The organism is Enterococcus sp. PF1-24, from assembly GCF_029893325.1.
Taxonomy (GTDB): domain Bacteria; phylum Bacillota; class Bacilli; order Lactobacillales; family Enterococcaceae; genus HY326.
On the sequence record NZ_JARXWL010000037.1, the window covers coordinates 1 to 19,096 of the forward strand.

Consider the following 19,096-nt stretch of genomic DNA (forward strand, 5'->3'; position numbering starts at 1 on the left):
ATGAAATGTGAAAAGCCAGCGTCTTTAGGCGCTGGCCGGTTTTAGGGGCTTATAGCCCCAGAGCAAACCACCCTTTTGAAGGGTGGTGCTGATTGTGGTTTCTTTACGAAACTACTCGGGTGCAGGGCAAGTTTCTCCGCTTTTCTTGGTGTCTAGCTGCGCGGGCTAGCTCTCTTCGACAAAATGAGAATGAAATTCGTGGCAGAAAAACGCCACTATAATTTGATTCTGCATTTTGCTCGAGAGCTGAACGAACCCGCTCCGCTTTTCGTATTGTCTAGCTACGAAACTTTGCACCACTCGATAAAGTGAGAATGAAATCCGCGGTAGAAAACACCGCTATATTTAATTCTGCACTTTACTTGGGTGTAGAACAAGTTTCTCCGCTTTTCGAAATAAAAGGAAACCCCGTTAGTTTATTTGCTAACGGGGCTAGGAAGTTAAAAATGAAAAAGTATTTTAATTTTTTTAAGGTTGTTTAGTTGGTATACATATATAATAATCGGAAAATGTGAATTTTTAATGACTAAATTATAACGAATAAAAGAAAAAACTAAGTAAATGAAATGAATAGTGTTTTAAAAGGGATTAATCGTCAAAAAATAACGAATGATTAAAAAACTAGTCATTTAGTTTTTAAGCTAAATGACTAGCAAATGAATTTAAGCTTGTTTAGTTGGACGAGTTAAATGGAATTTTTGCGATTTTGTTTGATTAGCAGGTAAATGGCTTTTTAAAGTGGCGACTTGTTCGTTAATTTGTGCTAAACGTGGTTCCGCTTGAAATTGATAGCTTCGCAAAGTTTTTTGTAGGTCTTCGCTAAAACTTGGTAAGACGGTTTGCGTGGTTGCGACTGTAGCAACGACAGCGTCTTTAAGGTGATTAATGCCGTCGTTAATCTCTAACGTTAATTCCGTCATTTCTTCCAGCTCGTTTTTCATTTTATGACGAGTATCTTTGCCGCTGCGAGGGGCAAGCAATAATCCGCTGGTTCCACCAACAAGGGCACCAAAGAGTAAACCTTTAGAAAAATTTTTAAGCATAGAAATTAAACTCCTTTCTGTTGCGAGTAATGATTTAGTTTAATTGCTTTTTAATCGTGGCAGCTAAGGCTTCTAATTCTGCTGCGTTAGTATTCGCTTGATGATTGCCGAAGTGAATACTGAAATCATCCTTTTTACTGTAGCGGGGAATTAAATGGATATGGCTGTGAAAAACTGATTGATAGGCCATTTCTTTGTTGTTGTTGACCACATTTAAGCCCAGCATATCTGGCAAAGCGGCTTCTAAAGCTCGGGCGATTTTTGGCACGCGGGCAAAAAGGCGACTGGCTAACTCTTCATCATATTCAAAAATATCTTGAACGTGTTTTTTAGGAATCACTAAAGTGTGGCCTTTAGTTGTTTGTGAAATATCTAAAAAGGCATAAACCTCTTCATCTTCATAAATTTTATAACTAGGGATTTCTTGTTGGCTGATTTTACAAAAAATGCAATTTTCCATATTCCGCAACATCCTTTACTGAATTATTTGTTTAATTGCTTTTAATTATAACAAGCCCTCTGAGAAAAAGCATTAATTAATCATTATTTCTTGTGATGACGGAAAAAAGCGGGATTTTTTGTCAAAATGAAATTAACTCGTAAAATAATTTACACGACTTCGTGGTATAATAGAAAAATAATTCATTTTGGAGGCAGCTATGACTTTAAAAATAGAACAATTAACTGGTGGCTATTGCCCGATTCCAGTTTTAAAAAACGTTAATTTTGACGTGAATAATGGTGAAATTGTCGGTTTAATCGGTTTGAATGGTGCCGGCAAAAGTACTACTATCAAAAATATTATTGGTTTATTAACTCCAACTAAAGGGGAAATTACCATTGATGATTTAACTTTACAAGCCACGCCAGAAGCGTATCGCAAGCAAATTGGCTATATTCCTGAAACGCCGTCTTTATATGAAGAGTTGACTTTGCGAGAACATATTGAAATTACGGCGATGGCCTATGATATTCCAACCGAGGAAGCTTTTAAGCGGGCGGAAGATTTGTTAGCTTTGTTCCGTTTGGAAAATAAATTAGAGTGGTTTCCAGCTAATTTTTCTAAAGGGATGAAGCAAAAAGTTATGGTGTTGTGTGCTTTTTTAATTGAGCCCAGCCTATATATTATTGATGAGCCCTTTTTAGGTTTAGATCCTTTAGCAATTAATGCTTTGCTAGAGTTGATGGATCAAATGCGCCAACAAGGAGCAGCTATCTTAATGTCTACGCATATTTTAGCGACTGCCGAAAAATATTGTGATCGCTTTGTGGTATTGCATAATGGTGAAGTGCGGGCGCAAGGAACGATGGCAGAATTACGGCAAGAATTTAATTTGCCAGATTCTTCTTTAGATGAAATTTATGTAGCCTTAACCAAAGAAGCTGACTTAGAAAAAACGCAGCAACAAAACAAGCTGGAGGCGCATAAGTAATGGGGAATTTTTTTCAAAAGCGTTTAGCTACCCATCAAAGGCGTTTAGCCAAATATTTGCGTTATGTTTTTAACGACCATTTTATGCTAGTTTTGCTTTTCCTTCTAGGTGGTTTTGCTTTTTATTATCCGCAATTTTTAGCTAGTTTACCAGAGAATAGTCCACTGATTGCTGTGGCGATTTTAGTTGTCTGGTTGGCGGTTTTAATGTCGGGGAATTTAGCCACGTTAACGGAAGAGGCGGATAAGGTTTTTCTTTTACCGAAAGAATTGCAGATGCAGCAGTATTTAGTCAGAAGCTTTATTTATTCCTGCATTTTTCCTTTTGTACTATTAGCAGCTGTGATGGGGCTGAGTATGCCGCTGTTAAGTGTGGCGTTAGGGCAGCCGTTAAGTCAGTCGGTTGGCTATTTATTAACTTTATGGGTGTTAAAAGTCGGGCAGTTAATCGTCCGCTATTACGGGTTATTTCAACATTCCCAACAGCAACAGCGAATGGCTAATCTTAGTTGGTTAGTTTTAAGTGTGGTCAGCTTAGCAGCCGCTATTTTCATTCAGCAATGGCTGGGGTTAGGCATTGCTCTAATTGGCGTTGTGGGGCTATTTTGGCTTTATGCTAAAAATATTAAGACCGCTCTTGATTGGGAAAAAATGATTAGTCAAGAAGCGGAGCGGATGCACCGAATTTATCAATTTATCAATTTGTTTACTGATGTACCAGGAATTAGCGGCAGCGTGAAACGTCGCAAATATTTAGATCCGCTATTAGCGAGAATTAAAAAGGTACCAAGTAATACTTATTTCTATTTATATTGTCGCAGAATGTTGCGAGGGTCAGAGTTTAGTGGCTTATATATTCGTTTATTAGTGATTGGTGGCGGATTACTATTTTTCCTAGGCGATTTATGGTTTATTTTAGGAATTGGACTGTTGTTTATCTATTTAATCGGTTTCCAATTGATTCCATTGTATAATCAATTTGATTACATGGTGTTAACACAGCTTTATCCGATTTCAATGAAACAAAAAGTAGGCGCCTTACAGAAATTAATGGCGGTTTTATTAGTAGTGGTAGCAGTGATTTTTGGTGGCATTGCGATTGTACAATTAAACTTCGCGCTAGAAGGTTTTGCAGTAGTGGCTTGCCTTTTGGCGGAAGTGGCGGTGTTTATCAAATTTTATTTACCAAGCCGCGTGGCGAAAATGGATAACAAATATTAAGTTTGTCGGTTAGTTAAGGAAGACTTGACGAGTTTTTTTGGGCGATTAAAATAGGAATGTTTGTAAAAAAAGGACAGGAGTTAAGGACCATGGAATTTCAGCTAGATCAAGGATGGACGATGCGCCCTGTTAAAGGAGCGACTGGTGAAACCTATATTGGTGTAAAAGGTGAGCAACAAATTTTTATTAAACGTAATACAACGCCGATGTTAGCTGCGTTATCAAAAGAAGGCATCACGCCGAAACTGGTTTGGACGAAAAGAACTGGTAATGGCGATGTTTTAACGGCACAAGAATGGCTTGATGGTCGCAAATTAGCCCCTGATGAAATCGGTAGCCGCAATGATGTGATTGATGTTTTATATCATTTGCATCATTCTGAATCTTTAAGAAAAATGTTACAGCAAATTGGTGGCGTAACAATGACGCCTGAGTTGCTTTGGCAAGAGCTATTGCAAGAATTGCCGGCTGCTTTTGAAGAGCACACTTTCTTGCGAGATGTGATGGCTTATTTACAAAAAAACTTACCAACAATGGCTGAAAAAAATATTACCGTGGTTCATGGGGATGTCAATCACCGTAATTGGCTGGTTTGCCAGCATTATTTATATTTAGTCGATTGGGATTCCGTGATGTTTGCGGATTATGCTTTAGATATCGGAACGATTTTAGGACAGTATGTGCCGTTATCTAAATGGAGCAAGTGGTTGGTGACTTACGGGGTACAAGCAACTGATGAAACGCTGGAACGCATTCACTGGTATGCGGTTTTAAGTACCGCCAAAGAAATTAAACGCTTGTTGTTGCAAGGGGATCAACGTCGAAGCAAAGCCAATATTTTGCAATTAAAAAGATTTTTCAGTGGCTGAAGGCTTCCCTTCAGCTTTTCAATTGTTAAAAGTAAAAAACGGGAAAGGAAGTATTTATGAGAGTAAGAAACAGACCTGGAGCAGCGGAATTATTAGCTAGTTATCCGCAATTTGTAGCTTCAGAACCGAAAGAGTGGAAAGGGCGTTGGCAAGAGCGCTTTGGCAATCAAAATAAAATACATATTGAAATTGGTACTGGCAAAGGTCAATTTATTAGTGGCATGGCGCAAGCTCACCCAGAAATAAATTATATTGGGATTGAAATGCAGCAAAGTGTGATTTCCATGGCGCTAGATAAGCAAATTGAGTTGCAGCTGCCTAATTTACAACTGTTGCATGTGGATGGTTCGGAATTAACGGACTATTTCAGTGAAGGAGAAGTGGATCAAATTTATTTGAATTTCTCAGATCCGTGGCCTAAAAAACGGCATGAAAAACGTCGCTTAACTTCTCCAAATTTTTTGGCAGTTGATGAAAAAATTTTGCGGGATAATGGCGAGATTCACTTTAAAACTGATAATCAAGGCTTGTTTGAATATTCTTTAGGGAGTTTTTCACAATACGGCATGCTTATCAAGCAAGTGTGGTTGGATTTGCATCAAAGTGATTATTCAGGGAATATTATGACGGAATATGAAGAAAAATTTTCTGCCCGCGGACAGCGGATTTACCGAGTAGAAGCCTGTTTTCCAACGGATAAAAAATAGTAACTAGCTTTCAGAAGGGATTTTTCCTTACTGGAGGCTTTTTTTATTTATCATACTTAAGGCTGATTGCAGCTGTTTTTTCCTATGGTATCTTTAAAAAGTCATTATAATGACTAAACGAGATTTACGGAGGGAAAAATTAATGGGTAAGTTGAAGAAATTATTATTATCCCTATTGGGACTGCTACTTTTTTTAGTAATTGCTGGATTTTTGGTGATTTGGGTGAACAGCCCAGGAAAACCACCTGAGTTAAAAGATCAAAACGGCGAAGTGATTGCTGGAAGTGTTAATGAGAAAACATTTATCGAAGTTGGTGGCATCAAACAAGGAATGTTTATTCGCGGGGAAGATCAAAAGAAACCCGTTTTGTTGTATTTACATGGTGGGCCGGGTGCGCCAGAATTTTCAATGTCTTACGCTTGGGAAACACAAGCGCGCTTGGAAAAAGAATGTGTGGTTTGCTACTGGGATCAAAGAGGTACCGGTATGTCGAATCCTAGCGCGTTAAATGTGGATTCATTAACGACAGAGCAGATGATTGCAGATACAGTAGCGGTAACAGAATATTTACGAGAACGATTTGATCAAGAAAAAATTTACTTGCTGGGGCATTCTTGGGGCTCTTATCTGGGAATTAAAACGGTTCAACAGCAGCCAGAACTTTATAAAGCTTATCTAGGTGTGGGGCAAGTAGTTCATCAAAAAGCCGGTCAAAAATTGGCTTATGACTATATGAAAGAACATGCCAAAGAAATCGGCGATGATAAAGCCTTGAAGCAATTAGCGACTTTTGACCCTGAGGCTTCTGCCTATAATTTATTATTGGAAGAATACGGCATCGGCACCCGTCATGACGGGCCAGCGACGACTAAATTATTAAAAAATATGCTCTTTTTTAAAGGTTACACTTTTGGCGAAAAATACGCTGCCTTCAAAGGCTTGCTGAAATTTAATGATAAGTTGGATACCGAAGAATATGCAAACGACAATTTAGTGGAAAGTATTCCTGAAGTGGAAGTGCCGATTTATATTTTGCAAGGACGCTATGATTATCAAGTTTCTTATGCGTTAGCCAAAGATTATTGTGAAAAAATTGTAGCCCCAGATAAAAAGTTTTACACTTTAGAAAATTCGGCTCATAGTCCGAATTTGGAAGAACCTGAAGCATTTTTACAGGTAGTTAAAGAGATTGTTGTTCACGTTGAAAAAATAGCTTAAAAAGGAGAGAAATGATGCAAGATAGAAAAAAAGCGAATCGATTATACTTGATATTGACATTTTCAATCTCGTGGCTATGCTGGTTAGTTGTTGCGGGCATCACTCATTTTACTAAAATCTCTTTATTTTCACCGATAGCTTTACCTTTATACAGTATAGGTGCAGCAGGACCAATGATAAGTGCTTTAATAGTTAAAAAAAAGAGGAGTAGTGCAAAAGAATATCGAGAGTTTAAAAAGAAGATTATTAATTTTAAACAACCTTTAACCGCCTATTTCCTTGTATTTTTTATGGGCTGGAGTTTTTGCTTTTTTCCGGTGTTGTTAGGTGGAAGTCAACAAATTGGGCCAGTATATATATTCTTACAACAATTACCTGTTATGATTTTCTTTGGTGGTGGTTTAGAGGAAGTTGGCTGGCGGGGATATTTATTACCTGAATTACAACACAGATTTTCTAGCTTTTGGTCAACCTGTATTTTATCCGTAATTTGGACAGTATGGCACCTGCCTTTGTGGTTAGTTAAAGGTTCGGGGCAAGATACCACCAACTTAATTGGTTTTATGCTTTTCATAGGGAGTATGGCGTTTTTATTAACGCTTCTTTGGAATCGGTATGAAAGCATTGTCTTATGCATGTTGTTGCATGCCAGTTTTAATTCTTTTACAGATGTTTATCCAGCTGATTTTTCGAATTTGTGGTTATCTTCTGCTTTGCTACTTGTTTGTCTATTCTTTTATTGGGGAACAACACGTTTTTTACTTCAAAGTAAAATTAAGCAAGGGTAAAAAGTTTCTTAAAGATTAATTTAAATCTATGGTATGATTGTTATTGATAATGACCAGAGAAAAGGAAAATTGTTATGGAAGATAAACAACGTTTATTTTTAATTTCGCAAACTTATGCCACTTTATTTTCTGCAAGTAATAAAATTCAAGCCGCAGGAGATGAAGTGATAGGGGCGTTAACTTCAAGGCAATTGATGACGATGATTGCTATTGCTCACATTCCTAAAGGAAAAGTTACCTTAAGTGCAATTGCCACGAAAATTGGTGCTACCAAGCAAAGCACCGCTCAAATTGTCAATAATTTGAAAAATAAAGGTTATTTAAAAACAGAAAAAAATATTTTGGATGGTCGTTCGGTTAATATCGTTGTTACTGCTAGTGGTAAGGAAGTTGCTGAACGAAGCAATGCTAAAGGATGGCATTTTTTACAAACGTTATTTCAAGACTTCTCTAATGAAGAGTTGACGCTTTTTTGGCAACTGTTGCAACGGTTATATGAGTTTGACGGAGAACTACAGGATGGCTTTGAAGCTGACGGACGCAAACTTTAGCGATTGGGAAATTATTAATAAAAGAATCAATAAAATTCAGAGCGACTTTTCTGGATTTTATTGATTCTTTTTTTGCTGATTTTGAAAATTATTGCGTATTTTTTTATGAGTGGAGGGATGAAGATGGATGTTGAAAAATTCTCTAAGTTGCTAATTCAGAAAGGAAGTGAAAAAAATTGGCAAGATATTTATATTTTGCCAGAAGGGGAAGGCTATAAAGTTTATTATCGAATTGGCGGGCAGCGGCTATTTTTGCAAAAGCTGTTAAGCAGTGAAGCGCAGCAATTAATCAGTCGCTTTAAATATTTAGGGCGAATGGACGTTGGGGAAAAACGCAAAGCGCAATTAGGAGCGATTACTTATGGGATTAATGGTGAACGATTGCGCCTACGTTTATCAACTGTTGGGGATTATCTACAGCGAGAAAGCTTAGTGATTCGCCTGCTGTTTCAATTTGGTAATCAAAAAGCCAGCTATGCTTTAAAAGCTCAGCCGCAGAAAATTGCCCAATATTTAACGCGGCGAGGGTTGTATTTATTTAGCGGCCCAGTGGGGTCTGGTAAAACGACTTTAATGTACAAGTTAGCCAAAACCTTTAGTGGCCAAATTATTACGATTGAAGACCCGGTAGAAATTGAAGAACCGGCCTTTTTGCAATTGCAAACCAATGACAAAATCGCCCAAGATTATGATGCCTTGATTCGTCTGTCTCTAAGGCATCATCCTGATGTTTTAATTATCGGCGAGATTCGCGATGAAGCTACCGCCAAAGCGGCGATTCGCAGTGCCTTGACGGGACATTATGTTTTTGCGACGATTCATGCCCGCGAGTTAGCTAGTGTGGAAGCCCGTTTGTTGGAATTAGGTCAAAGCCACTCAGAAATCAGCGAGTGTTTGCAAGGGGTGATTTATCAAGAAATGTTGATGATTCAGGAAAAACCACAAGTTTTATGTGCCTACCGCTTTTATCAAGGGGCAGATGTCTTAACAGAACTGACTTGGGCGCAAGGTTTGGCGCAGTTAGCGGAACAGCTAGGTGCTCTATGTTAAAAAAGAAAATATCATTATTGGATAAGCAACGCTTTGCTGGGAATTTAGCAGATTTGTTGGAACATGGTTTTTCTTTTAAAGAAAGCTTGCAATTTATGGCTAAAACCGACAGCTTTAATCAGCGCCTGTTAAAGATTTTTCAAAAAAATTTAGCACTTGGCAGACCCTTGAGTTATAGCTTTTTGAAGGCTGAATACAGCCCACAACAAATTACCCAAATCCGCTTTGCGGAAATGCACGGCAATTTGATTACGACTTTAAAAAGTATGGAAAGACAAATGCTTTTAATGGCAAAACAAAGAAAAGAATTGCAAAAAGTAGTTACCTATCCTTGTTTGCTGTTGCTATTTTTAGTAGGGATTATGTTTGCGTTGCGACAAATCATTTTGCCACAGCTATTAGCGGGTGGCATAGTGGATGAAAAGCATTTAGCGATTCGCTTTTTGCAAGAGTTTCCGCTGTATTTAGGTGGAATCGCCTTTTTGGTAATGCTACTAGTTTTAATCAGTAAAGTGTTTTTCCGACAGGTATCCCCCTTGAAAAAAGCAACTTTTTTAAGTAAATTGCCGTTCTTTCGGAAATATTACCAAACATATTTGTCGGGGCATTTTTCGCTAGAGTGGGGCAAACTTTTTCAAGAAGGACTGGAGCTGAAACAAGTTTTATTTTGCATGAAGAAAACGCCGAAACAAAATGTCATGCGGGAAATGGCATTGGAGCTAGAAAAAGGTATGCGCCAAGGGCGAACACTAGTTGAACAATTGCAAAAATATCCCTTTTTAACCCGGGAGTTTTTAATGATTGTTGAGCAAGGAGAGGTCAAAGGAAAGTTAGGTTCTGAATTAGTGATTTATAGCGAATTAGTTTCACAACGCTTTTTTCGCCAGATGGAAAAATTAATGACCTTTATCCAACCACTGATTTTTTTACTCGTTGCGGTGCTAATTATTTTAGTTTATAGCGCTATGCTCTTACCAATTTATGGAAATATGGAGGATTTAATATGAAAAAAATATTTAAAAATAATCGTGGATTTACGTTGCTGGAAATGTTACTCGTTCTGTTTGTCATTGGGATTTTGATATTGCTGTTTATCCCTAATATCAATGCGCAAAGAGATAAAGTTACCAAAAAAGGCGATGCCGCCATTGTGAAAGTTATCGAAACCCAGCAACAACTTTATATGATGGATAACGAGACGGAGGAAGTGCCAGATCCTAGCAAACTAGCGGATGAACAATATATTACAAACGAACAATTAGAAAAATATAATGAAGCGAAAAACAATGGAAAAACAGAATGATGGGGGCTTTACGCTGCTAGAAAGTTTATTAGTTTTGATGGTGGCTAGCCTTTTCTTGCTGATTCCTACACTTAGTTTAGAAAAGTGGCAACAAACCAGCGGTGAGCGTCTGTTTTTTGCTCGCTTTGAAAAACGCATGGCAGCTACGCAACAAGCTGCCATTGTCAGACAAAAGACAAGACAAATGATGTATCATCCAGAAGATGCAACTATAAGTTTTTCAGGTATTGGCGATAATAAAGCTGGTATAGCGCTTGTTATTCCCGATGCCATGGTCTATAACGGAGTGAAAGAAATTAGATTTAAAGCAATTTCCGGAAACTATAGCGGCATGGTTAAACTAAAATTTACGATTCCTGAAAAAGAAATGGCTATCCACTATCAATTTATGTTGGGGAGTGGCAAATATACCAAAGAAATTATTAAATAATCAGGGCTATCTCTTGTTAGAAGCCGTCTTTTGTCTGTTCGTTGTTTCAGTGGTTGTTTTTACCGTCAGTGATCAAGCGGTCTTTTTACAAGGTTATGAAAGAAAAATTACAGCGAAAAAAGTTGCTTATCGTCAGTTATACGAAGAAACCGCTCGTTTGTGTCGCTTTCGAGAAGGGGAGTTTTATCAAACTGATAGCCCGTATCAGTTTGTTGAAGAACGAGGTGAGATTATTGAAGTTCGCTTACAAACGCCAGAAAACGAAATTATCATTGCCCGAAAAACACCTTAAATCAGCTGGTTTTACTTTGTTGGAAAGTTTATTAGCGCTGTTAGTTTTAGGTGGTATGCTAGTCGTTTTTTCAGCCTTACTACAAATGATGCAAGGGATTCAAAGGAATGTGGACAACGCTAGCGAAAAAGAATTTGACGTCTTTTTGCTACAATTAGAGTTGGAATTAAAGGATACGCAATTGACTGGCGTCTATCATAATCAAATTCATTTCAACAAAGCGGAGGAAGATTTTCACATTAAGCAAGTGGGGTCACGGGTGGATAAGCGTAAGGGGACGCAACCTTTATTAACTGATGTTAAAACTTTTAGTGTAAACCAAGTGAATCAGACGTTAGAAATTGAGGTGGTGTTTAAAGATGAAACTCACTGCCAAGGGAAATGGATTTTGCCGCGGGAATAATCAAGGAGGCTTGTTGCTGACAACGCTGATGTTTCTTTTGTTTTTTTCGACGGTCTTTATTGTGGTGTACGAAGATTATCAACTTGCGAAAGAATACTATGTTAACAGCCGAGATTTATACTTGGCGAAAACGATGAAAGAAATGTTTTTAACAGCTTATTATCAGGAAGAAGCTTTACCAGAAAATCCGATTGAGTACACAACTGGCAAAGTAAGTTATACAGAACAAACGGACTTAATCGTGGTAGTTGAGATTGATGGCTGGAATTTTACCTTTCATGAGCCTTTGCGAGAAGTACAGAAAGAAACAGAAAATGATACAGATTTACAGGGAAGTTCGTGAAATGGGCTTCTCTTTTTATTTTCCTTATATAAAACTATTTATATTGGAAAATCGTTCGAAAATTCACAAAGAGTTTCTAAAAAAGCCATTGATTATTTTGCTTTTTTTGTCTAAAATAGAACAGGTATACTGAGTGTTACATTTTTTGTTTGAAGTGGAGGGACAAGATTGTCTTTACAAAAATTAGAGACAGCTTTTAATCATTTAGAAAAAACGATTAAGTTGTTACAAGAAGCATTAGATGTACCTTTTCTTGAAGCTTATGCGGAAACCATTGAAAATATTGTTGATGACTATCAAGTTCGTGTGGTTGATAATCAACCAACCCCTGAGATAGTAACTGAGTTAGCGGAACAATATGCAGCTTTGAAAGATTTGGCTTTACAACCGGAAGAGTGGCGGAAAGCAACGCAAATTCTACTATTAAAAGGGAATCGCCAAGAACCTTTGCAAGCTAATCATCAATTAACCCCCGATAGCATTGGTTTGTTATTCGTCTTTTTAATTCAACGTTTAGTTGAAAAAGATGAGCTTGAAGTGTTGGATACGGCGGTGGGCATGGGAAATTTACTGTTAACCATTGCTTTGAATTTGCAAATCGCTGGCAAGCGTGTTCATGGTTTTGGTGTGGATGTTGATGAAATGTTGTTATCAGTAGCGGCGGCGAACGCTGAATTGACTGGTGCCGATGTTCATTACTTTCATCAAGATAGCTTGAATCCTTTGTTAGTTGATCCGGTTGATGTAGCGGTGGCAGATTTGCCGATTGGCTATTATCCCAATGATGAAAAAGCCCAAGAATTTGTGGTAGGCGTTAAAGGTGAACATACTTATGCTCATCATCTATTGCTAGAGCAAAGTATGAAATATGTAAAAGAAGCAGGCTTTGGTTTGTTTTTACTACCTAGCAATTTTATTGAATCACCGCAAAGTGACGCTTTGAAGAAATGGTTGGAGACAGAAGTTTATTTACAAGGAATGATTCAGCTGCCAGCAGAATTATTTAAAACGGCTGACTCTCGCAAGAGTATTGTTTTGTTGCAACGTCGTGGTGGCAAAGCGCAGCAAGCCCCAGAAGTTTTATTAGTCAATTTAGCTAGCTTGAAAGACGCTAGCAATATGGCGGAATTTTTAACAAAATTTGAAGACTGGAAGTCTTTGAATATAAATTTGTAAAGCTGATGAAGCACGATAATGAAGGAAAATAAAAAAATAAGAAATCATGAAGGAGAATGTTATTACTATGTCAAAAACAATTGCAATTAATGCTGGAAGTTCAAGTTTGAAATGGCAACTTTACCAAATGCCGACTGAAGAAGTTGTGGCTAAAGGTATTGTTGAAAGAATCGGTTTGAATGATTCAATCTTTACTATTAAATATGGTGAAGGCGAAAAATACGAAGAGATTATTGATATTAACGACCACGAAGTAGCCGTTAAAATGTTACTAGATAAATTAATTGAGTTGAAAATTTTAGCTTCTTACGACGAAATCACAGGTGTTGGCCATCGTGTGGTTCATGGTGGAGAAACTTATGCTGATTCAGTTGTGATTGATGACGAAGTAATCAAAAATATTCAAGAATTAGCAGAATTTGCACCATTACACAATCCAGCAAACTTAATGGGAATTACTGCTTTCAAAAAAATCTTACCAGAAATTATTAGTGTAGCTGTTTTTGATACTTCTTTCCATGCAACAATGCCTAAACATAATTATTTATATAGCTTACCAATTGACTATTATAATGATTATAAAGTCCGCAAATATGGTTTCCACGGCACAAGTCATCGTTATGTTTCTGAACGAGCAGCTGAAATGTTAGGTAAACCACTTGAAGAAACTAAAATCATCACTTGTCATTTAGGTAATGGTGCATCAATCACTGCCGTTGAAGGTGGTAAATCAATTGATACTTCAATGGGCTTCACGCCGTTAGCAGGTGTAACAATGGGAACTCGTTCTGGTGATGTTGATCCGGCTGTGATTCCTTACTTAATGGAAAAATTAGACGTTGATGTTAATGGCATGATTGATATCTTGAATAAAAAATCTGGTTTGCTAGGTTTAAGCGGAATTTCAAGCGATATGCGTGATTTAGAAGCGAATATTGATAAAGAAGCTGTGCAAACAGCATACGCAGTCTTTACAGACCGTATTCGTAAATACATCGGTGGTTATGTAACAACAATGAACGGTGTGGATGCAATTGTCTTTACCGCTGGTATTGGTGAAAACGATGCTTACGTACGTAACGCAGTAATTAAAGGTATGACTTGGTTTGGTTGTGAATTAGATCAAGAGAAAAACAACACTCGTGGTAAAGAATTAGAAATCTCTACACCAGATTCAAAAGTAAAAGTATTCTTGATTCCAACAGATGAAGAATTAGTAATTGCTCGTGATGTTGAAAGACTACGCGGCTAATTTGTAAAAATTAAGAGTTGTTAAGCAGATTTGCTGTTTAACAGCTCTTTTTTTTCACTGCTATGAGGAAAGTCATGAATTAACTAATAAAAGATTGATTTTTTTCTTTCAACCCGTTGACAGTTTGACAAAATCATGCTAATCTAACAAAGGTGCTTTGTCTACAGGTCTCTCTCAAAGGGACGTGCTGACTGTGTTTCGAAGTACGCTTGATAAAGAATGCAGAGAATGCATTATTTTTTATCGCCTAAAAAGAACCACCTGGATGTGTGGGACTAGAAGAGCGAATCGAGGAAGGAGGAGAACAAGGAATGCCTACAATTAATCAATTAGTACGTAAACCTCGTAAATCAAAGGTGAAAAAATCTAATTCACCAGCTTTGAACAAAGGATATAATAGTTTCAAAAAATCTCTAACAGACGTGAACTCTCCACAAAAACGTGGTGTGTGTACTCGTGTGGGTACCATGACACCGAAAAAACCGAACTCAGCTTTACGTAAATATGCTCGTGTTCGTTTGTCTAACTTGATTGAAGTAACAGCTTATATTCCAGGTATTGGTCATAACTTACAAGAACACAGCGTTGTCTTAATGCGTGGTGGACGTGTGAAAGACTTACCAGGGGTACGTTACCATGTCGTTCGTGGTGCTTTAGATACTGCCGGCGTGAACGATCGTAAACAAAGTCGTTCTAAATATGGTACTAAACGTCCTAAAGCTTAATTTTAATCTACAAATGAAACTTACTACTATTATAAAGAGAAATATTTCGGAAGGAGGAGTTACGGATGCCTCGTAAAGGTCCTGTTGCAAAACGTGATGTTTTACCAGATCCTATTTATAACTCAAAATTAGTAACTCGCTTAATCAACCGTGTAATGGTTGATGGTAAACGCGGGATTGCTGCTAATATCATCTATAATGCTTTTAACACTATCAAAGAATCTACTGGTAATGATCCATTAGAAGTTTTTGAAGAAGCGATGAAAAATGTAATGCCTGTTTTGGAAGTTAAAGCTCGCCGTGTCGGTGGTTCTAACTACCAAGTACCAGTGGAAGTACGTCCTGAACGTCGTACAACACTTGGCTTACGTTGGATTGTTAACTATGCTCGTCTTCGTGGTGAACACACTATGGAAGAACGCTTAGCTAAAGAAATTATGGATGCTGCTAACAACACTGGTGCTTCTGTTAAAAAACGTGAAGACACTCATAAAATGGCAGATGCAAACCGTGCGTTCGCACATTATCGTTGGTAAAATCCTCTCTGCATTTCGCAGGAAGAATAAAGCAATGGTTAATTTGATATAAAGAGAGGAGATATGGGCTGAAATGGCAAGAGAATTTTCGCTAGAAAAAACTCGTAATATCGGTATTATGGCTCACGTTGATGCGGGTAAAACAACAACAACTGAGCGTATCTTATACTATACTGGTAAAATCCATAAAATTGGTGAAACTCACGAAGGAGCTTCACAAATGGACTGGATGGAGCAAGAGCAAGAACGTGGGATTACCATTACCTCTGCAGCTACAACTGCACAATGGAAAGGTTACCGCGTAAACATCATCGACACACCAGGACACGTAGACTTCACAATCGAAGTTCAACGTTCTCTACGTGTATTAGATGGTGCTGTAACAGTTCTTGACTCACAATCAGGCGTTGAGCCTCAAACTGAAACAGTTTGGCGCCAAGCAACTGAATACCGCGTACCACGTATTGTTTTCTGTAATAAAATGGATAAAATTGGTGCTGACTTCTTGTACTCTGTAAATTCTTTACATGATCGTTTACAAGCAAATGCGCATCCAATTCAATTACCAATTGGTGCAGAAGAAAACTTCACAGGGATTATCGACTTGATTAAAATGAAAGCTGAAATCTATACAAACGATTTAGGCACAGATATTCAAGAAACTGATATTCCAGAAGAATACTTAGAACAAGCGCAAGAATGGCGTGAAAAATTAGTTGAAGCAGTTGCTGAAACTGATGAAAACTTGATGGAAAAATATCTTGAAGGTGAAGAAATCACTGAAGAAGAATTAGTTGCTGGTATTCGTCAAGCAACAATCAACGTTGAATTCTTCCCAGTATTAGCTGGTTCTGCTTTCAAAAATAAAGGTGTTCAATTAATGTTGGATGCTGTATTAGCATATTTACCATCACCTTTAGATATTGAAGCAATCAAAGGGATTGATACGAAGACAGACGAAGAAACAACTCGTCCGGCTGACGATGAAGCGCCTTTCGCTTCATTAGCATTTAAAGTAATGACTGACCCATTCGTAGGTCGTTTAACTTTCTTCCGTGTTTATTCTGGTGTCCTTGAAAGTGGTTCATACGTATTGAACGCTTCTAAAGACAAAAAAGAACGTATTGGTCGTATCTTGCAGATGCACGCGAATACTCGTCAAGAAATTGACAAAGTTTACTCAGGCGATATCGCCGCAGCTGTTGGTTTGAAAGATACAACAACTGGGGATACATTGTGTGCTCTTGATGCACCAGTAATCCTTGAATCAATTGAGTTCCCAGAACCAGTTATTCAAGTTGCTGTTGAACCTAAATCAAAAGCTGACCAGGATAAAATGGGTGTGGCTTTACAAAAACTTGCTGAAGAAGATCCTTCATTCCGCGTTGAAACAAACGTTGAAACTGGTGAAACAGTTATCTCTGGTATGGGTGAACTTCACTTGGATGTATTAGTTGACCGTATGCGTCGTGAATTTAAAGTGGAAGCTAACGTAGGTGCTCCTCAAGTATCTTACCGTGAAACATTCCGTTCTAGTACACAAGCAGAAGGTAAATTTGTACGTCAGTCTGGTGGTAAAGGTCAATACGGTCACGTATGGATTGAATTTACACCAAACGAAGAAGGTAAAGGATTCGAATTTGAAAACGCGATTGTCGGTGGTGTGGTTCCTCGTGAATACATCCCAGCAGTTGAAAAAGGTTTGCAAGACTCTCTAAACAATGGTGTCCTTGCTGGATATCCAATGGTAGATATTAAAGCAAAACTTTATGATGGTTCTTACCATGATGTCGATTCAAATGAAACTGCCTTCCGTGTTGCTGCATCTATGGCTTTACGTGCAGCTGCTAAGAAAGCAAATCCTGTAATTCTTGAACCGATGATGAAAGTAACAATTACTGTTCCAGAAGATTACTTAGGTGATATTATGGGTCACGTTACAAGTCGTCGTGGTCGTGTTGAAGGTATGGAAGCGCACGGTAACTCACAAATCGTTAATGCCATTGTGCCATTAGCAGAAATGTTTGGTTACGCAACTACTTTACGTTCAGCAACTCAAGGTCGCGGTACTTTCATGATGGTATTTGATCACTATGAAGATGTACCTAAATCTATTCAAGAAGAAATCATCAAGAAAAATGGTGGCAAGTCTGAATAATCTTTAAGTTTTTTTCTTAGAAATTTATAAGGAGAAGCTAAAAAACTATATTTTTTCGTTGATTTCGTGTAAAATATCTTACGATGATAAGGGCATCTGTTTTTCAGGTACCTATCAAAATAAACTAAAATACTTTTCTATATTAGGAGGAACATAACAAAATGGCTAAAGAAAAATATGACCGTTCAAAACCCCATGTAAACATTGGTACTATCGGACACGTTGACCATGGTAAAACTACTTTAACTGCAGCAATTACAACTGTATTATCTAAAAAAGGTTTGGCACAAGCTTCTGCTTATGACCAAATTGATGGCGCTCCTGAAGAACGCGAACGCGGAATCACTATCTCTACTGCTCACGTTGAGTACGAAACTGACACTCGTCACTACGCTCACGTTGACTGCCCAGGACACGCGGACTACGTTAAAAACATGATCACTGGTGCTGCTCAAATGGATGGCGCGATCTTAGTAGTATCTGCTGCTGATGGTCCTATGCCTCAAACTCGTGAACACATTCTTTTATCTCGTAACGTTGGTGTACCTTACATCGTTGTTTTCTTAAACAAAGTTGATATGGTAGATGACGAAGAATTATTAGAATTAGTAGAAATGGAAGTTCGTGACTTATTAAGCGAATACGACTTCCCAGGCGATGACACTCCTGTTATTGCTGGTTCTGCTTTGAAAGCATTAGAAGGCGAAGCTTCTTACGAAGAAAAAATCTTCGAATTAATGGCTGCTGTTGACGAATATATCCCAACTCCAGAACGTGACACTGACAAACCATTCATGATGCCAGTGGAAGATGTATTCTCAATTACTGGTCGTGGTACTGTTGCAACTGGTCGTGTTGAACGTGGACAAGTTCGCGTTGGTGACGAAGTTGAAATCGTTGGTATCGCTGAAGAAACTAACAAAACAACTGTAACAGGTGTTGAAATGTTCCGTAAATTATTAGACTACGCTGAAGCTGGTGACAACATTGGTGCGTTACTACGTGGTGTAGCTCGTGAAGATATCGAACGTGGACAAGTATTGTCTAAACCAGGTACAATCACTCCACATACAAAATTCAGCGCTGAAGTTTACGTTTTAACTAAAGAAGAAGGTGGACGTCATACTCCTTTCTTCACTAACTACCGCCCTCAGTTCTACTTCCGTACAACTGACGTAACTGGTGTAGTTGAATTACCAGAAGGTACTGAAATGGTAATGCCTGGTGATAACGTAACTATGGAAGTGGAATTAATCCACCCAATCGCTATCGAAGACGGAACTCGTTTCTCTATTCGTGAAGGCGGACGTACTGTTGGTTCAGGCGTTGTTACAACAATCAAAGCATAATTAAACCTACTATTATATAGGTCGTAAAATAAGCAACATTGTATTCGGACAGATAGCCCTCAGAGATTTTCTCTGAGGGCTTTTTTGTTATTGACTTTAGTCAGTTGAGTGAGTGAAACGAGCGAAACAGAAAACCACCTGCTATGCGGGTGGAAAACAAAAGGTTATACCAAAAAGTCCCTTCAATCGTTAAAATATAGTTGTTCAGGCCATATTGAAAACGAGAGGAAGGGATAAAAATGGCTAATA

22 protein-coding genes are annotated in these 19,096 nt (G+C 38.0%); 20 read left to right on the forward strand and 2 right to left on the reverse strand.

The window, feature by feature from the left end:
- Positions 1–662: 662 nt before the first annotated feature.
- The gene (locus tag M2139_RS12640) at positions 663–1,043 is read right to left on the reverse strand and encodes a YtxH domain-containing protein (RefSeq protein ID WP_280739247.1); all 381 of its coding nucleotides are present in this window, start codon (positions 1,041–1,043) and stop codon (positions 663–665) included.
- A 34-nt stretch (positions 1,044–1,077) separates the two neighbouring features.
- Positions 1,078–1,503: an HIT family protein gene (locus tag M2139_RS12645; RefSeq protein ID WP_280739246.1), complete on the reverse strand. Its 426-nt coding sequence runs from the start codon at positions 1,501–1,503 to the stop codon at positions 1,078–1,080.
- Between the two features lie 199 nt (positions 1,504–1,702).
- Here M2139_RS12645 and M2139_RS12650 point away from each other — a divergent pair, with 199 nt between their 5' ends.
- The 20 genes from M2139_RS12650 (at position 1,703) to tuf (ending at position 18,847) form a co-directional block, all read left to right on the forward strand.
- Positions 1,703–2,476 carry an ABC transporter ATP-binding protein gene (locus M2139_RS12650; protein WP_280739245.1) on the forward strand — a complete coding sequence of 258 codons (774 nt, stop codon included), beginning with the start codon at positions 1,703–1,705 and terminating at the stop codon, positions 2,474–2,476.
- The gene (locus M2139_RS12655; RefSeq protein WP_280739244.1) at positions 2,476–3,696 is read left to right on the forward strand and encodes an ABC transporter permease; all 1,221 of its coding nucleotides are present in this window, start codon (positions 2,476–2,478) and stop codon (positions 3,694–3,696) included. Before M2139_RS12650 ends, M2139_RS12655 begins: the two co-directional genes overlap by 1 nt.
- Positions 3,697–3,785: 89 nt before the next feature.
- On the forward strand, positions 3,786–4,565 hold the full coding sequence (locus M2139_RS12660) for a phosphotransferase family protein (protein ID WP_280739243.1): 780 nt from the start codon (positions 3,786–3,788) through the stop codon (positions 4,563–4,565).
- Between the two features lie 56 nt (positions 4,566–4,621).
- Positions 4,622–5,272, forward strand: a complete 651-nt coding sequence (trmB, locus tag M2139_RS12665; protein WP_280739242.1) for a tRNA (guanosine(46)-N7)-methyltransferase TrmB — start codon at positions 4,622–4,624, stop codon at positions 5,270–5,272.
- A gap of 142 nt (positions 5,273–5,414) precedes the next feature.
- A complete protein-coding gene (locus M2139_RS12670; protein WP_280739241.1) occupies positions 5,415–6,491 on the forward strand; it encodes an alpha/beta hydrolase in 1,077 nt (358 codons plus the stop codon).
- A 14-nt stretch (positions 6,492–6,505) separates the two neighbouring features.
- Positions 6,506–7,279, forward strand: coding sequence for a type II CAAX endopeptidase family protein (locus tag M2139_RS12675; RefSeq protein ID WP_280739240.1), 774 nt, complete (start codon positions 6,506–6,508; stop codon positions 7,277–7,279).
- A 74-nt stretch (positions 7,280–7,353) separates the two neighbouring features.
- Positions 7,354–7,830 (forward strand): MarR family winged helix-turn-helix transcriptional regulator, encoded by a 477-nt coding sequence (locus M2139_RS12680; RefSeq protein ID WP_280739239.1) that lies wholly within the window; start codon positions 7,354–7,356, stop codon positions 7,828–7,830.
- 123 nt (positions 7,831–7,953) lie between these two features.
- Positions 7,954–8,880, forward strand: a complete 927-nt coding sequence (comGA, locus tag M2139_RS12685; RefSeq protein ID WP_280739238.1) for a competence type IV pilus ATPase ComGA — start codon at positions 7,954–7,956, stop codon at positions 8,878–8,880.
- Positions 8,874–9,887, forward strand: a complete 1,014-nt coding sequence (comGB, locus tag M2139_RS12690) for a competence type IV pilus assembly protein ComGB (protein ID WP_280739237.1) — start codon at positions 8,874–8,876, stop codon at positions 9,885–9,887. The genes comGA and comGB overlap by 7 nt, the downstream gene beginning before the upstream one ends.
- Positions 9,884–10,183: a competence type IV pilus major pilin ComGC gene (comGC, locus tag M2139_RS12695; RefSeq protein WP_280739236.1), complete on the forward strand. Its 300-nt coding sequence runs from the start codon at positions 9,884–9,886 to the stop codon at positions 10,181–10,183. The genes comGB and comGC overlap by 4 nt, the downstream gene beginning before the upstream one ends.
- On the forward strand, positions 10,167–10,613 hold the full coding sequence (gene comGD, locus M2139_RS12700; RefSeq protein WP_280739235.1) for a competence type IV pilus minor pilin ComGD: 447 nt from the start codon (positions 10,167–10,169) through the stop codon (positions 10,611–10,613). The genes comGC and comGD overlap by 17 nt, the downstream gene beginning before the upstream one ends.
- Positions 10,582–10,905, forward strand: a complete 324-nt coding sequence (locus tag M2139_RS12705) for a hypothetical protein (RefSeq protein ID WP_280739234.1) — start codon at positions 10,582–10,584, stop codon at positions 10,903–10,905. The genes comGD and M2139_RS12705 overlap by 32 nt, the downstream gene beginning before the upstream one ends.
- Before the next feature lie 16 nt (positions 10,906–10,921).
- Complete coding sequence (comGF, locus tag M2139_RS12710) at positions 10,922–11,308, forward strand: competence type IV pilus minor pilin ComGF (protein ID WP_280739538.1); 387 nt, start codon at positions 10,922–10,924, stop codon at positions 11,306–11,308.
- Positions 11,265–11,651, forward strand: coding sequence for a competence type IV pilus minor pilin ComGG (gene comGG, locus M2139_RS12715; RefSeq protein WP_280739232.1), 387 nt, complete (start codon positions 11,265–11,267; stop codon positions 11,649–11,651). Before comGF ends, comGG begins: the two co-directional genes overlap by 44 nt.
- Before the next feature lie 168 nt (positions 11,652–11,819).
- A complete protein-coding gene (locus M2139_RS12720) occupies positions 11,820–12,827 on the forward strand; it encodes a class I SAM-dependent methyltransferase (RefSeq protein WP_280739231.1) in 1,008 nt (335 codons plus the stop codon).
- A gap of 67 nt (positions 12,828–12,894) precedes the next feature.
- On the forward strand, positions 12,895–14,079 hold the full coding sequence (locus M2139_RS12725) for an acetate kinase (RefSeq protein WP_280739230.1): 1,185 nt from the start codon (positions 12,895–12,897) through the stop codon (positions 14,077–14,079).
- 311 nt (positions 14,080–14,390) lie between these two features.
- Entirely contained in the window at positions 14,391–14,804 is a 414-nt protein-coding gene (gene rpsL, locus M2139_RS12730; RefSeq protein WP_280739229.1) for a 30S ribosomal protein S12, read from the forward strand.
- A gap of 65 nt (positions 14,805–14,869) precedes the next feature.
- Positions 14,870–15,340 (forward strand): 30S ribosomal protein S7, encoded by a 471-nt coding sequence (rpsG, locus tag M2139_RS12735; protein WP_280739228.1) that lies wholly within the window; start codon positions 14,870–14,872, stop codon positions 15,338–15,340.
- Between the two features lie 73 nt (positions 15,341–15,413).
- A complete protein-coding gene (fusA, locus tag M2139_RS12740) occupies positions 15,414–17,498 on the forward strand; it encodes an elongation factor G (protein ID WP_280739227.1) in 2,085 nt (694 codons plus the stop codon).
- A 161-nt stretch (positions 17,499–17,659) separates the two neighbouring features.
- Positions 17,660–18,847 carry an elongation factor Tu gene (tuf, locus tag M2139_RS12745; protein WP_280739226.1) on the forward strand — a complete coding sequence of 396 codons (1,188 nt, stop codon included), beginning with the start codon at positions 17,660–17,662 and terminating at the stop codon, positions 18,845–18,847.
- Positions 18,848–19,096: the final 249 nt, after the last annotated feature.

Bases quoted from the DNA above. Each gene is read 5' to 3' on its own strand.
- comGD (WP_280739235.1), top strand. From the start codon at position 10,167: ATGGAAAAACAGAATGATGGGGGCTTTACGCTGCTAGAAAGTTTATTA.
- fusA (WP_280739227.1), top strand. From the start codon at position 15,414: ATGGCAAGAGAATTTTCGCTAGAAAAAACTCGTAATATCGGTATTATG.
- M2139_RS12670 (WP_280739241.1), top strand. From the start codon at position 5,415: ATGGGTAAGTTGAAGAAATTATTATTATCCCTATTGGGACTGCTACTT.
- comGB (WP_280739237.1), top strand. From the start codon at position 8,874: ATGTTAAAAAAGAAAATATCATTATTGGATAAGCAACGCTTTGCTGGG.
- rpsG (WP_280739228.1), top strand. From the start codon at position 14,870: ATGCCTCGTAAAGGTCCTGTTGCAAAACGTGATGTTTTACCAGATCCT.
- comGC (WP_280739236.1), top strand. From the start codon at position 9,884: ATGAAAAAAATATTTAAAAATAATCGTGGATTTACGTTGCTGGAAATG.
- M2139_RS12660 (WP_280739243.1), top strand. From the start codon at position 3,786: ATGGAATTTCAGCTAGATCAAGGATGGACGATGCGCCCTGTTAAAGGA.
- M2139_RS12640 (WP_280739247.1), bottom strand. From the start codon at position 1,043: ATGCTTAAAAATTTTTCTAAAGGTTTACTCTTTGGTGCCCTTGTTGGT.
- comGA (WP_280739238.1), top strand. From the start codon at position 7,954: ATGGATGTTGAAAAATTCTCTAAGTTGCTAATTCAGAAAGGAAGTGAA.
- trmB (WP_280739242.1), top strand. From the start codon at position 4,622: ATGAGAGTAAGAAACAGACCTGGAGCAGCGGAATTATTAGCTAGTTAT.
- tuf (WP_280739226.1), top strand. From the start codon at position 17,660: ATGGCTAAAGAAAAATATGACCGTTCAAAACCCCATGTAAACATTGGT.
- M2139_RS12645 (WP_280739246.1), bottom strand. From the start codon at position 1,503: ATGGAAAATTGCATTTTTTGTAAAATCAGCCAACAAGAAATCCCTAGT.
- M2139_RS12675 (WP_280739240.1), top strand. From the start codon at position 6,506: ATGCAAGATAGAAAAAAAGCGAATCGATTATACTTGATATTGACATTT.
- M2139_RS12655 (WP_280739244.1), top strand. From the start codon at position 2,476: ATGGGGAATTTTTTTCAAAAGCGTTTAGCTACCCATCAAAGGCGTTTA.
- M2139_RS12680 (WP_280739239.1), top strand. From the start codon at position 7,354: ATGGAAGATAAACAACGTTTATTTTTAATTTCGCAAACTTATGCCACT.
- M2139_RS12650 (WP_280739245.1), top strand. From the start codon at position 1,703: ATGACTTTAAAAATAGAACAATTAACTGGTGGCTATTGCCCGATTCCA.
- M2139_RS12725 (WP_280739230.1), top strand. From the start codon at position 12,895: ATGTCAAAAACAATTGCAATTAATGCTGGAAGTTCAAGTTTGAAATGG.
- comGG (WP_280739232.1), top strand. From the start codon at position 11,265: ATGAAACTCACTGCCAAGGGAAATGGATTTTGCCGCGGGAATAATCAA.
- rpsL (WP_280739229.1), top strand. From the start codon at position 14,391: ATGCCTACAATTAATCAATTAGTACGTAAACCTCGTAAATCAAAGGTG.